The sequence below is a fragment of the bacterium genome (assembly GCA_024742285.1).
Lineage (GTDB): Bacteria > Myxococcota_A > UBA9160 > UBA9160 > UBA4427 > UBA4427.
In genome coordinates this window covers 52,180-65,280 of the sequence record JANSYR010000013.1, presented here as the reverse complement: position 1 = coordinate 65,280, position 13,101 = coordinate 52,180, and the positions used below count along the sequence as shown (strand labels likewise).

The 13,101-nt window shown below is 69.4% G+C and carries 12 protein-coding genes and 3 tRNA genes; 7 read left to right on the top strand and 8 right to left on the bottom strand.

The window, feature by feature from the left end:
* Positions 1–77 precede the first annotated feature (77 nt).
* Entirely contained in the window at positions 78–491 is a 414-nt protein-coding gene (gene gcvH / locus NXI30_21230; protein ID MCR9096752.1) for a glycine cleavage system protein GcvH, read from the top strand.
* Between the two features lie 115 nt (positions 492–606).
* On the opposite strand, the gene NXI30_21225 is transcribed toward gcvH, so the two are convergent.
* A complete protein-coding gene (locus NXI30_21225) occupies positions 607–1,566 on the bottom strand; it encodes a tetratricopeptide repeat protein (GenBank protein ID MCR9096751.1) in 960 nt (319 codons plus the stop codon).
* A gap of 138 nt (positions 1,567–1,704) precedes the next feature.
* On the opposite strand from NXI30_21225, the gene NXI30_21220 reads away from it, so the two are divergent.
* Positions 1,705–1,803 (top strand) — tRNA-Sec (locus NXI30_21220).
* 476 nt (positions 1,804–2,279) lie between these two features.
* Here NXI30_21220 and NXI30_21215 read toward each other — a convergent pair.
* From NXI30_21215 to NXI30_21195, 5 genes are all read right to left on the bottom strand, one after another.
* Positions 2,280–3,545: an EAL domain-containing protein gene (locus NXI30_21215; protein MCR9096750.1), complete on the bottom strand. Its 1,266-nt coding sequence runs from the start codon at positions 3,543–3,545 to the stop codon at positions 2,280–2,282.
* A 57-nt stretch (positions 3,546–3,602) separates the two neighbouring features.
* The gene (uvrA, locus tag NXI30_21210) at positions 3,603–6,404 is read right to left on the bottom strand and encodes an excinuclease ABC subunit UvrA (GenBank protein MCR9096749.1); all 2,802 of its coding nucleotides are present in this window, start codon (positions 6,402–6,404) and stop codon (positions 3,603–3,605) included.
* A gap of 17 nt (positions 6,405–6,421) precedes the next feature.
* On the bottom strand, positions 6,422–6,763 hold the full coding sequence (locus tag NXI30_21205) for a hypothetical protein (protein ID MCR9096748.1): 342 nt from the start codon (positions 6,761–6,763) through the stop codon (positions 6,422–6,424).
* 151 nt (positions 6,764–6,914) lie between these two features.
* Positions 6,915–8,078, bottom strand: a complete 1,164-nt coding sequence (gene moeB, locus NXI30_21200; protein ID MCR9096747.1) for a molybdopterin-synthase adenylyltransferase MoeB — start codon at positions 8,076–8,078, stop codon at positions 6,915–6,917.
* Positions 8,079–8,266: 188 nt separating this feature from the next.
* Positions 8,267–8,350: transfer RNA gene (locus NXI30_21195), tRNA-Leu, on the bottom strand.
* A gap of 132 nt (positions 8,351–8,482) precedes the next feature.
* Between NXI30_21195 and NXI30_21190 the strand changes: the two genes are divergently transcribed.
* Positions 8,483–8,558: transfer RNA gene (locus tag NXI30_21190), tRNA-Ala, on the top strand.
* Positions 8,559–8,785: 227 nt separating this feature from the next.
* Here NXI30_21190 and NXI30_21185 read toward each other — a convergent pair.
* Positions 8,786–9,406 carry a hypothetical protein gene (locus NXI30_21185; protein MCR9096746.1) on the bottom strand — a complete coding sequence of 207 codons (621 nt, stop codon included), beginning with the start codon at positions 9,404–9,406 and terminating at the stop codon, positions 8,786–8,788.
* Positions 9,407–9,663: 257 nt separating this feature from the next.
* Between NXI30_21185 and NXI30_21180 the strand changes: the two genes are divergently transcribed.
* The 3 genes from NXI30_21180 to NXI30_21170 are packed head-to-tail and all read left to right on the top strand — an operon-like array spanning position 9,664 to position 11,712.
* Positions 9,664–10,503, top strand: coding sequence for an enoyl-CoA hydratase/isomerase family protein (locus tag NXI30_21180; GenBank protein MCR9096745.1), 840 nt, complete (start codon positions 9,664–9,666; stop codon positions 10,501–10,503).
* 39 nt (positions 10,504–10,542) lie between these two features.
* The gene (locus NXI30_21175) at positions 10,543–10,926 is read left to right on the top strand and encodes a DUF427 domain-containing protein (protein MCR9096744.1); all 384 of its coding nucleotides are present in this window, start codon (positions 10,543–10,545) and stop codon (positions 10,924–10,926) included.
* Between the two features lie 30 nt (positions 10,927–10,956).
* Positions 10,957–11,712, top strand: coding sequence for an SDR family oxidoreductase (locus tag NXI30_21170; GenBank protein MCR9096743.1), 756 nt, complete (start codon positions 10,957–10,959; stop codon positions 11,710–11,712).
* Positions 11,713–11,865: 153 nt separating this feature from the next.
* Here the strand turns inward: NXI30_21170 and NXI30_21165 are convergent, their stop codons facing one another.
* A complete protein-coding gene (locus tag NXI30_21165) occupies positions 11,866–12,057 on the bottom strand; it encodes a ferredoxin (GenBank protein MCR9096742.1) in 192 nt (63 codons plus the stop codon).
* Between the two features lie 205 nt (positions 12,058–12,262).
* On the opposite strand from NXI30_21165, the gene NXI30_21160 reads away from it, so the two are divergent.
* A complete protein-coding gene (locus NXI30_21160) occupies positions 12,263–13,093 on the top strand; it encodes an SDR family NAD(P)-dependent oxidoreductase (GenBank protein ID MCR9096741.1) in 831 nt (276 codons plus the stop codon).
* The last annotated feature ends 8 nt before the right edge of the window (positions 13,094–13,101 follow it).

Here is a 13,101-nt window from a genome sequence, read left to right as displayed (position 1 = left end):
GTTTCGAATTCGAAGCAGCGAAGCTGTCCGGCGACGTCGATTGGGCCGGACGCCGCTTGCGAGGAAGAGCCCGCATCATGGAGACCGACAACGTGGCCGACTATCAGATTCCGGACGAACTCCAGTACACCCAGGAAGACGAGTGGGTGCGACACGAGGGCGATGCGGTCTTGATCGGCGTGACGGACTTCGCCCAGAATCAGCTCGGGGACATCGTCTTCGTCGAGCTTCCCGAGGTCGGCGCTTCCACCGAAGCCGGCGCCCCCTTCGGAACGATCGAGTCGGTGAAGGCCGTCTCCGACCTCTTCGCCCCCTTGACCGGCGAGGTCCTCGAAATCAACGAGGCCCTCGAAGAGCAGCCCGAGCTCGTGAACGAGGCCTGCTACGGAGACGGGTGGCTGATCAAGCTGCGCCCCACCGATGGCGACGAGTTCGAGGGCCTGCTGGACGCCGACACCTACCGCAACTCGGTGAGCGAGCGCGAGCAGTAGCCGCCCCCGCACCCCATCGACCGAGCACCCGCAGGCACCCGCGCCCGCAGCCAATCCGCCGAGCGCCCACAAGCGAAGGCAAGGCCCGACTCGCCGAGCGCCCGCAGGCGGCGGTTCAGGCGTGATCCGTGCTCCGGTCGAGCTTGCCTCGGGCGACCTCGGACCAGGGGCCCTCGGGATCGAGCTGGAGATAGCGCCGCCAGTGATCGAAGGCGGGCTTCTCCCGACCGAGCTTTTCGTAAAGCAGCGCCAGGTTGATGTGGAGATCCGGGTAGAGCGGATCCGCGGCCAGGGCGCGGCGATAGTGGGCGAGCGCGGACCGGTCGTCGCCCTCCTCTTCCAGCACGTTGGCGAGGTTGAAGTTCGCCTCGACGTGATCGGCCTCCCGGGACAGACAGGCCTCGAAGGCGCGTCGTGCCTCGGCCCGCTGGCCCTGGTTGTACCGGACGGCGCCGAGGTTGCAGAAGGCGTCCGCGTAGTCCGGATCGAGCTCGATCGCTCGCTCGTACGCCTCGATCGCCTCGGCCCAACGAGACGCCTCGGCGTCCAGCTCACAGCCCTGCTCGAACCACTCGATCGCTTCGTCGCGCGGGTCCGCGGGGGCGCGGTGCTCCGCCTCGAAGTCGGCGAGCGACGCGACGGCGCCCGCATCCCCGACCTCCCCCTCCGCATCGAACTCGAGGAGCAGCTGCCCGCCGGCGTCCTCCAGCCGGCCGTCGTCGTGGCGTACGACGAGCTGCCGGGACGCATCGTCGAGGAGCCGCAGCGCCGCCGCTGGATCGTCGAGCTCCGGCCGTCGATCCCGCAACAGCTCGAGATTGCGGCGGATGCGCTGGAGCGGGATGCCCTTGTCGATCAAGGAGACGATCGCCCGCAGCACGACGAGGTCGCGGAAGGCGTAGCCCTCCTCGGCGTCCTCTTCGGCCTCCTCTTGGGCCTCTTCTTGGGCGTCGTCGCCGACCGCGAGGTCGCCTCTTCCTTCGGACGTGACGAGCTGGGTCTTCTGCCAGTAGCGCAAGCGCCGGGGCGAGACCTTCAGGATGCGAGCAACGTCACCGAGCGAGTAGTCGGGCACGCGCCAAGCATGACACGAAGCACGTCGCGAGGGAACCGTTCGCGACGCGAGTCCGTCGTGTTTGCACCGCACATCCCGGAGAAACGTTCCTCGATGGACTGCTAGTATTCGCGTCGGCGGAGCACACCGACCGCCCGCGGCGAGGTTTCCGAGGCTGGTGCCCGGCCTCGACTTCAAATCGAGTGTGGAGCGCGTCGCCGCGTTCCAGGCGGGTTCGATTCCCGTCCCTCGCCGCCAGCCGACGCCGTCGGCGTCGGCTGGCGGCGGCCCGGCCGGAGGCCGGGCCGCGCAGCGGCGAAGCCGCTGCGCGCTCGTCCTCTTTTGCGGCAGGGGACGTTCAGCTCGCCTTCGCAGCGCAGAGCCCTCATGGCGACGCCCAATCGCTCGGTGTGCCTCCGCCTTTCGAGCATGGGTCGAGTCGGGGCTTCGTGTCGGAATCGCGATCGCAACGACGAACTCCCGAAGCCGATGCCGCGCGGGCGGCGAGCGGCCGATGGGAGAGAATCCGGCGGGCAGTATGTCGACGACGCCCGAACAGCGCTCCGAGCAAGCACGGATCGTCGCTCGGAACGCACAGCCAGAACGACGCGCTCGGCGTCGCCTGAGGGGCAATCTGCGCCGACGGCGAGCCGACGGCCCCCAGCCGCAAGAAGAGTCAGCCCGCGGCCGAAGGCCGCGTATCTATTCGGGCGTGGCGCGACGCGAGACGCGCGTCATTGCGCGCGTCGGAGCGGCGCGGCGCGCCCGAACAGATAGCCCTGGCCGTAGGGGATGCCGAGGCGCTGCAGGGTCTCGAGCTCTTCGCTGGTCTCGATGCCTTCGGCGATGATCTGTCCGCCGAGCTTGCCGGCGACGGCGTGCAGGGCGCGCAGGAGCTCCTGACGGGGCGGGTCGGTATCGATCCCGCGGACGAGCGACATGTCGACCTTGATGAAGTCGGGGGCGAGCTCCATGACCGCCTCCAGACTGCCGTAGGCCACGCCCGTGTCGTCGAGGGCGATCTGGAAGCCGAGCTCTTTGTAGTAGTCGCGGGCCTCGCGGAAGATCGAGAAATTGTCGATCGATTCTCGCTCCGAGATCTCGAAGACGAGGTCCTCGGGTCGCAGGTGCAGATCCTGCAGGGTCTGCTGAAGGACCTCACCCCGGAACGCGGGATCGTGGATCGCCGTCGGTAGACAGTTGAGGAAGAGCTTGCGACCGGCCTCGAGTCCCCGCGCGCCGCGGATCGCCGTCCGGCGGCAGAGGCAGTCGAGCTCGAAGACGAGGCCCGTCTCCTCCGCCAGCTGGAAGAGCCGGTTCGGCGAATGGAGCTCGCTCTTCCAGGGACCCCGCACGAGGGCCTCGTAGCCGAGCACCTCGCGCGTCGTGATGTTCACGATCGGCTCGTAGAGGATCGCGATGTCCTCGGCGAGGACGAGGTCCTGGAAGACCTTGTGCCGTTCGCGGCGGGCGATCGCCCCGTTCAGCGCGGCGTCCCGGCGGGCCTGCTCGAAGGCCTCGAGGATCTGCCGCTCGGGGCCGAGCCCGGGATTGTGGAAGACCGTTGCGTGACCGATCGGCAGGTAGGGCGCATCGCGGTCGTAGGGGTAGACGATCTTCTGTCCGTTCGCGGCGATGTGCTCGAGCAGTCGTCCCGCCAGCTCGGGCAGGCGCTCGCGATAGAATCGATCGTCGGAGCGGGGACGCTCGAAGAAGATGGCCAGCTCGTCGGGGCTCGCGGAGCCACCGACGACGAGGTCGTGATCGGCCAGGTCCTGACGGCAGACCTCGCGCACCAGGCTGCGGAGCATGTCCGTCGCCTTGCGGTGGGCCTGGACGCCGTAGGTCCGTTCGATCCGCTCGAGCGGCGCCCCGTCGATCAGGATCACGCCGAGCGCGCCATCGCGCGCGAGCGCCGACCCGACCTGCTCGACGCACTCGCTGTAGTGCACCGGCTCGGCGGATTCCGCGTCCATCTCTGTCCCGGGATCGAGGCTCACGGTCGCTGCATCGGTGAACCGCTCGGATCATTTGAGGGGAAACCGCCGCTCGGGGCTTCAGCCGAAGCGCGCGGCGAGCAGATTGCCGGTCAGTGAGCCCTCGACCCGGGCCACCGCCTCGGGCGGCCCCTCGGCCACCAGGCGTCCGCCCATCGGGCCCCCGCCGGGACCGAGGTCGATCACCCAGTCCGAGGCCGCGATCACGTCGAGGTCGTGCTCCACCAGCAGCACGCTGGCCCCCGCCTCCACGACCTCGTCCAGACAGGCCAGCAGGACGGCGATGTCGGCCGGATGGAGTCCCGTGGTCGGCTCGTCGAAGACGTAGAGCGCACCCTCCGCGCCTTCGACCAGAGCCTGACCGAGCCGGAGGCGCTGGTGCTCGCCCCCTGAGAGCGTCGAGAGCGGCTGGCCCAGGGTGAGATAGCCGAGCCCCACGCGAACCAGGGGCTCGAGTCGACCGGCGATCTTCGCGTCGCCCTCGAAGACCGAGCACGCCTCTTCGAGGGACATCTCGAGCACGTCGAGGATCGTGCGCCCGTCGAGCTCGATGTCGAGGACGTCCCGGCGGTAGCGGCGACCGCCGCAGGCGTCGCAGGGGACACGCAGGTCGTCGAGGAACTGCATGTCGATCACGACCTCGCCCGCCCCCTCGCATTCGTCGCAACGCCCGCCGGCCACGTTGAACGAGAACGTGCCCGCCGTGAACCCGCGCGCCTTCGCCGCACGGGTCGCCGCGAATCGCTGCCGGATCCCATCGAAGGCCTTCGTGACCGTCGCCGGATTCGAGCGCGCGCTCCGGGTCGAAGGCGCCTGGTCGACCACGACGACGCGGTCGATTCGCTCACCCCCCCGGATCGTCGCCGGCACCCGACGCGACGGATCGAGGCTCGCGTGCGGACCGAGCCCCGGCACGAGGACTTCATGGAGCAGCGTCGACTTCCCTGCCCCGGACACACCGGAGATCGAGACCAGGGCGCGCAGCGGGATGTCGACGTCGAGGCCGCGCAGGTTGTGGACCGTCGCGTCGCGGATCACCAGACGCGGTCCGCGGGAGACGTCTCGGCGGCGACGCGCTCGCGGCCCGGCTTCACCGCGAAGCGCCGCCCCGGTCTTCGACTCCGTCCGAGCGCGGATCTCCTCGACCGGGCCGGCGGCGACGATCTCCCCGCCGTGTCGTCCCGCGCCGGGACCGAGATCGATCAGATGGTCCGCCGCCTCGATCAAGGCGAGCGCGTGCTCGACGACGACGACCGTGTTCCCCTGATCCCGGATCGCCTCGAGCACCCTGAGCAGGCGCTCGAGATCGGCGGCGTGCAGCCCGATCGAAGGCTCGTCGAGCACGTAGAGCGAGGCGGTCAGGCTGCCACCGAGGGCCGTCGCGAGCTGGATCCGCTGTGCCTCGCCTCCGGACAGGGTCCGCACCATCCGGTCGAGATGGAGATAGCCGAGTCCTACTGCGTGGATCGTGCGCAGCTTCGTTCGAATCAGCTCGAGCAGCCGTTCCGCGCCCTCTCCGCCGACGCGACGCGACGCGAGATCGTCCGCCCATGCGAGCAGGTCCTCGAGGGTCGCGCGGCCGAGGTCCGCGATCGTGCGGTCCTCGATCCAGACCGATCGCGCCTCCTCGGACAGCCGCGTCGAATCACAGTCGGGACAGGGGTCGTAGCGGCGATGGCGCGCGAGCATGACCCGCGCCTGCACGCGATAGCGGCGGCCCGCGAGCCAGTCGAAGAACGCGCGGACGCCGCCCCAGACTTCGTCGTCGCCCTCGAAGACCCATTCGCGATCGGCCTCCGAGAGTTCGCCGAAGGGCACGTCGGTGTCGACCCCGAGCTCTGCACACGCCACCAGGAGCCTTCGTTTCAGGTGGCGCGAGGTCTTCGTCGCAAAGGGCGCGATCGCATCGTCTTCCAGGGTCTTCGTCGGATCGGGGACGACCTTGTCCCAGTCGATCTCCGCGATCCGGCCGAAGCCTTCGCAGGTCTCGCAGGCCCCGAGCGGATTGTTGAACGAGAAGAGCCCCGGGGTCGGCTCCAGGAAGCGTCGGCCGCACCCGTCGCAGACGCGGCCTTCGCGGTGGGTCTTCCGTGCACCCCCGGGCTCGGCGCGACGGACTTCGATCTCGCCGCCGCTCCGGGCGAAGCCCTCGGCGATCGCCTCGACGAGCCGCGTCCGCTCCTCTTGCTCGCCCCGGAGCGCGAGCCGGTCGAGGAGCAGCCACCACGGCTCCTTGTTCGAGGGCTTGCGGCGAGGCGTCGTCTCGAGGAGATCGATCACCTCGTCGTCCTGCGACAACAGACGCGCGTGCCCGTCGCGGACGAGCGCGTCCCGGACCTCGGCCGCGCGCCCTTCGCCGCTCCGGACCGGCGCGACCAGATAGATGCGTTCGCCGGCGTGTTCGGCGGCGACCCGATCCGCGGTGGCCAGCACGCCACCCGCCTCGACCGTCTCCTTGCAGTCACCGCATCGCGTCTCGCCGACCCGCGCGAAGAGCAGCCTCAGGTGGTCGAGCACCTCGGTCGCACTGCCGACCGTGGCGCGGGAGCCCGTCACGCCGTTGCGCTGTTCGATCGCGATCGCGGGCGGGAGGTTCGAGATCGAGTCGACCTCGGGGCGCGGGAGCCGCTCGAGGAACTGGCGCGCGTAGGCCGACAGGGACGTGACGTAGCGGCGCTGGCCCTCCGCGTAGAGCGTGTCGAAGGCGAGGGTCGACTTCCCGGACCCGGAAGGGCCCGTGACGACGGTGAGCGCGCCGAGGGGAATCGTGCAGTCGACGCCGCGCAAGTTGTGCGAGCGGGCGTTCCGGATCCGGATCTCCCGCTGCGCGCCGCCCCGCCCCGCACGCTCCCGTTCGGACAAAGAGGGTCTCCCGGGCTTCAGTCGCCGACGGTCGCGAGGCGCTTCGCCGTCTCGGCGTCGCGTTCGCGCCCCGCCGCGGAAGCGACCTCGGCGAGCTGGGACCACGTCGACGCCTCGATCGTCGCCCCGGCCGCGCCGGCGGCTGCCCGGAACAGGAAGACGTCGCCCCGCTCGAGCGCCACCGCCTGCAGCGACGCGAGCACGCCCCCCGCGTCGCCCCGAGCCAGGAAGTCGATCGCCTCGAGCTCCCGCTCGGCGGCGAGATAGGCCTCTCCGATCGCACGCGCTTTGGCGGCGTCGATCTTGCCTTCGAGCAGGTGTCGTCGGGCCAGCGGGTCGGGCAGCTTCACGTTCGCCAAGTCGGTCGATCTCCGGATGAGCGCGCCGTGTGCGCAGCGCGGAATACGAGTAGCGCGCCGAGCACAGCGCGGAATACGAGTAGCGCGCCGAGCACAGCGCCCACAGGCGAGCGTCGCACCCGCCGAGCGCGAGCGGGGCGGAGCATAAGGATCAGTAGCGGGGGACGCTCGGATCGACGGTCAGGGACCAGGCCTCGATCCCTCCGTCGAGGTTCTCGGCCCCGCGGAAACCGCGTTCGAGGAGGAGCCGAACCGCCTTCTCGCTGCGACCGCCATGGTGACAGTGGACGACGAGGGGCGCGTCCTTCATCGGGATCAGCTCGCCGATCCGCGCTTCGAGCTCGTCGAGGGGGATCCAGTGGGCACCCTCGATGACCGCCGTCTCCCGCTCGTCCGCGCCCCGCACGTCGAGCAGGAACGGGTCCTCCCCGGCCGCGCGCCGCGCCGCGAACGCGCTCGCCGAGGTCTGTACGAGCTCGTCCTCGGCGGTCCCTTCCCGCGCGGGCATGCCGCAGAACCCCTCGTAGTCGATCAGCTCGGTGATCGACGGCGACTCGCCGCAGAGGGCGCAGCCGGGATCCTTCGACATCTTGAACTCGCGCCAGGTCATCTCCAGCGCGTCGTAGTGGAGCAGCCGGCCGAAGAGCGAGCGACCGAGCCCGGTCAGCAGCTTCACCGTCTCCGTCGCCTGCACGAGCGCGATCGTCCCGGGCAGGATCCCGAGCACGCCGCCCTCCGCGCAGGACGGGACGGCCCCGGGCGGCGGCGGCTCCGGGTAGAGGCAGCGATAGCAGGGCCCGTGGCGCGCATCGAAGACGCTGGCCTGTCCTTCGAAGCGGAAGATCGAGCCGTGCACGTTCGGCTTGCCGAGCAGCACGCAGGCGTCGTTCGTCAGGTAGCGCGTCGGAAAGTTGTCGGTCCCGTCGATGATCACGTCGTAGTCGGCGAAGAGCTCGAGGGCGTTGCTCGAATCGAGTCGCGTCTGGATCCCTTCGATCTTCACGTCCGGGTTCAGGCCCGTGAGACGCTCTTCGGCGACCTCCACCTTCGGACGTCCGATGTCGTGGGTCGAATAGAGGATCTGGCGCTGCAGGTTCGACGCGCTCACGACGTCGTCGTCCACGAGCCCGATCCGCCCGACTCCGGCGGCCGCCAGGTACTGCGCCGTCGGGCAGCCGAGTCCGCCCGCTCCGATCAGCAGCACGCTGCTCCCCAGCAGCTTCTTCTGCCCCTCGAGTCCCAGCTCCGGCAGCGTCAGATGACGCCGATACCGATCGAACTGGTCCGGCCGAAGCGGCGTATCGGTGATGGACATGGGAAAGCTCCCCGGGCGCGGACGAGCGCCGCAACGGACGAGCGATCAACGGCACCCGGCCCAGTGGCATGCCATTCCGCGCCGACTCGACAGCCAGTGTAGGGGCGCCGGGAGGCGACGCGCACGCCTCCGAAAGGAAGACCGCAGGAGCGACGCACGCAGCGGCACATCGGCTCGCAACGAAACGGTGCCGGAGGCGGGAATCGAACCCGCACGGCCTTGCGGCCGGGGGATTTTGAGTCCCCTGCGTCTACCAATTCCGCCACTCCGGCAGCGGGGCGGCAGCATACCACGCACCCGCAACTCCCCGCCGCAGGTGCGCTTTCCGATTCCGCGCCCGTTCGGATTCGAGCGCCCGAAGCCTTTGACAGCGGGTTCCCCTGCGGTAGGATCCGCCTCCCGTTGGGGCCGTAGCTCAGTTGGGAGAGTGCTTGAATGGCATTCAAGAGGTCGCGGGTTCGATTCCCGCCGGCTCCACCATTTTCCTTGCGGGGGTTCGCGCTTGCTCTTCGGTCGTTCCTACACTGACCGACGAGTTTGAGCGCACGCCCAGCAACCAGGCCGGGTGCTGTGGGCGCTTGCTCTTCGGTCGTTTCTACACTGACCGACGAGTTTGAGCGCGGGCCGTGCGCCTTGATCGCGGTGCACTGAGCGCAACCGGTCGGTGGGCGTACGGATCGTTCGCTGATCCGCGTGCTGGACTCGGGCTACGGCTCGAGGACGAAGGTGCGGAAGATGTAGTCGTCCGAGGTGGGGCTGAGGACGAAGCCGGCGCCGGTGTCGAGGGCGGCGCTGCCGTCGACGTAGGGGTCGCCGCCGCTGCCTTCGATGCCGAGGAAGCGGGCGATGTGGGCGGTGTCCGTGCCGGTTCGGCTGACGAACTCGAGGACGAAGGCGTACATCTCGCCGGTCGTCACTTCGCGGCCCGGGTCGCTGCCGACGTCGAACATCGTCCAGGTCTCGACCCCGAGGCCGGGAAGCGTGCTCGTATCCACGTCGATCGGATCGATGATCGAGCTCGCGGGACTCGCGTTCGGCAGACCACCCGCCACCGGGCGGACGGTGATCCGGATGACGCCGGTGTCGACGGACGCACCCTGGGTGAGGAGCAGCCAGAAGCGTTCGAACTTGCCGTCGTTCACGACCGTGAAGGTCTGGGCGACCTCGACGGTCTCGCTCACCTGACCGTTCGTGGTCGCGGCGCCGGCCGGGTTGAACTCGGCATCGACGAGCAGGACGGCGCCTTCGGTGTCGCTGCCGCAACCGGTGCTGGCCAGTCCTGCGAGGAGCAGACCCGAGAGGAGGAGCGGGCGGAATCGATCGAGCACGGCGTTCTCCTGGCCAGACAATGGCCGTCCCCACTTTCATCGGAAATCCGCGGACATAGCTTGAGGACTGCGCACGAACTTCGGGTTGCTGAGGCCGAGGCGCTCGAAAGACGCGCGAATTCGAGTCGTTACCGGCACGGTAGAGACTGGAGGGTGCGCGGGCAAAGCCCCTCTTGCCGCGCGCGAAGGCCCGCTTGTCCGCCCCCCCACGCCCACTAGACTCGGCGACCCGGCGGCCGAACCGCCCTGGAGACCCGATGAGCGACCCCGCCTCCCCGATCCGCATCGAAACCGAGGGCGGCGTCGCGAGCGTGATCCTGGACCACCCGCCGATGAATCTGCTCGGCGCCGAGCTGATGGGCGCGCTCTTCACGACCGTGGAGCGCCTCGAGCAGGACGCAGAAAGCCGCGTCGTCGTCCTGTCGAGCGCGGACCCGGACTTCTTCATCGCTCACGGCGACGTCGAGACGATCGCGCAGGTTCCCCCCGAGCCCACGCCGCCCGTCGACGCGCTCCCCTTCACGCACCAGATCCTCGAGCGCTGGCGGAAGCTTCCCCAGGTCACGATCGCCCGGATCGAGGGCTTCGCTCGCGGCGGCGGCAGCGAAGTCACCCTCGCCTGCGACATGCGGTTCGCGGCGATCGACCGCGCGGTCTTCGCGCAACCGGAAGTTCCCCTCGGCATCCTCCCGGGCGCCGGCGGAACGGCCCGGCTCACGCGCCTGGTCGGTCGTGCGCGCGCGGCCGAGATCATTCTCGGCGGCGACGACTTCTCCGCCGTCGAAGCCGAAGGCTACGGATGGATCAACCGAGCCCTCCCGGCCGACGCGCTCGGTCCCTTCGTCGACCGCCTCGCGCGACGGATCGCGAGCTTCCCTGCCCACACGATCCAGGAGACGAAGCGAACGATCCAGGCGATCGCCGACGCCGACATCGAGCGCGACCTGCTGACGGAGCAGCGCGCGTTCGACGGCCTGATGAGCGATCCGCGCTCCGAGCGCGTTCCGCGGATGCAACGCTTCCTCGACCGCGGCGTCCAGACGCGCGAGGGCGAGCGCACCCTCGCCGCTGCCTGCGAAACGCTCGGAGAGGACTGATCCGGGGCCCTTCCCCGAGACGAGGAGCCGATCCCAGCCATGGCCCGATCCGAAGCCTACGACCGCCACCCCGAGCACGTGCTCCGCTTCGAGGACAGCCCCGCAGCGGTCCGCGTCCGAGTGGGCGAGACCCTCGTCGCAGAGACCCGCCGCGGCCTCACCCTGCTCGAAGGCGCGTATCCGCCGGTCGTGTACGTGCCGCGCGAGGACGTGCGGATGGCGGTCCTGGAACGCGTCACGCACTCGACCCATTGTCCGTTCAAGGGCGATGCGAGCTACTTCGATTTCGGGTCCCCGGACGACGACGCGCGCGTCGAGCAGGTCGCGTGGAGCTACGAGGACCCCTTCGACCAGATGGAGGCGATTCGCGACCATCTCGCATTCTACGTGGATCGTGCCATCGTCGAGCCCCTCGGCGACTGAACGAATCCGAGCGACGACAGGAGAAAGATCATGGGACAGTTGGACGGAAAGGTCGCGCTGATCACGGGCGCGGGACAGGGCGTCGGCCAGGGCATCGCCTTCGCCCTCGCGGCGGAAGGCGCCGCGATCGCCGTCAGCGGGCGCACGGCCTCGAAGCTCGACGACACCTGCAAGCAGATCACCGAGCGCGGCGGTCGCGCGCAGGCCTTCACCTGCGACGTGAAGGACGAAGCCTCCCTCGCCGCGATGGTCGACGAGGTCGTCGCGCAGCTCGGCACGATCGACATCCTGGTGAACAACGCCCAGGAGGTGCCGCTCGGCCCGCTCGACGCGGTCTCCGACGAAGTCTTCACCGCCGGCTGGGAGAGCGGCCCGCTCGCGACGTTCCGCCTGATGAAGCTCTGTCGCCCGCACCTCGCGGGCGGCGGCTCGATCGTGAACCTCGGGACCGCAGCCGCGAAGCGGTGGGACATGGCCAACTACGGCTGCTACGCCGCGGTCAAGGAAGCGGTCCGAAGCCTGACCCGCGCGGCGGCCTGTGAGTGGGCGGTCGACGGGATCCGTACGAACGTGATCCTGCCCCTCGCGGCGAGCCCGGGTCTCGCCGGCTGGATCGAGAACGCTCCGGAAGAGGCCGAGGCCTACTTCCAGACGATTCCGATGCGACGCGTCGGCGAGCTCGAAGAGGACATCGGCCGCTTCGTGGCCACCCTCTGCAGCGACGCCTGCGCCTACGTGAACGGCCAGTCCATCGCCCTCGACGGCGGCCAGGCCCTGATCGGCTAGGTCGGCCCCAGACGCAACGAGGGCGCACGATCAACATCGTGCGCCCTCGCCGCGTGCGTCGGCTCTCGCCCAACCAGAGCTAGCCGCGCTTCGGCGACTGATCTGCTGGCAGAGCCGGCCTGTCCTCGAGGCCGCAGGCCTCGAAAAATGAAATCATCCCTCGATACGGATCGCCTGTCGCGGGCAGAGCCGCTCGGCGTCCTGCATCTTGGCACGGAGATCTTCCGGGATCTCCTCCATCAGCACGGTCAGCGTGTCGTCTTCCTCCACGCGGAACACTTCGGGACAGGCCTCCATGCACAGCGCGTTCGCCTCGCAGAGGTCGTAGTCCACAACAGCCTTCATGTGTTCTCTCCTGGGCGGCCCCGTTCCGGGACGCGACCCGCATTCGAATTCGGACTCAACGCTTCCCGTTCGAGGAAGCCTTTCGAGACTACCCCATTCGTTCCGGGCATTTCCAGCCCCGCGGAGGACCGGGTCGGCGAGTTGCCCGCGTGTGAGCGAGGCGCGATGCTCGGCCCCTAGAACGTGTTCCAACGAGGGAGGATCGATGGAGGAGCTCGCCGGGAAGAACGCCGTCGTGGTCGGAGGTGGCCAGGGGATCGGGCGCGGAATCGCCCTCGCCCTCGCGCGCGAAGGCATGGACGTCGCGGTCCTCGACATCGAGGAGCATGCGGCGGAATCGGTGGCGGACGAGATCCGCGCACAGGGCGTGCGCGCCGTGGGACTCCGCGCCGACGTGACCAACACGGACTATCTGAATGCCGCCGCACGCGAAGTGACGCACGCGCTCGGTCCGGTGCACGTCCTCTCGAACAACGCGGGCGTCGTCCTTCCGCAGGGACGGATCACCGACATGCGCGACAGCGACTGGCGCTTCGTGTTCGAGGTGAATCTCTTCGGGGTCGTGAACTGCGTCCAGGCCTTTCTTCCCCAGATGCGCGCCCACGGCCGAGGCGGCCATATCGTGAACACCTCGTCGACGGCGGGCCTCGTGGCGATCCACGACCTCGAGGTGGGCGTCTACACCGCTTCGAAGTACGCCTGCAACGGCTACTCCGAGATCCTGCGCGGTGAGCTGACGAACGAGAACATCGGCGTATCGGTCCTCTGCCCCGGACTGATCGCGACCGACCTCTCGCAGACCTCCGCCCGCAATCGCCCGGATCGGTTCGGAGGACCGAGCGAAGCGCCGCCGCCGATGCCCGCCGAGATGGCGGCCCAGGCGATGGCTCCGGAAGACGTCGGGCCGATCGTGGTTCGCGGCATCAAGGCGAACCGCCTGACGATCCTGACCCATCCCGAGATCGCCCTCCCGCTCACCCAGGCACGCTTCGAGGGCATCCGCGCCGACGGCGAGGCCGAGGCGGCGGAGCGCTAGTCGCGACG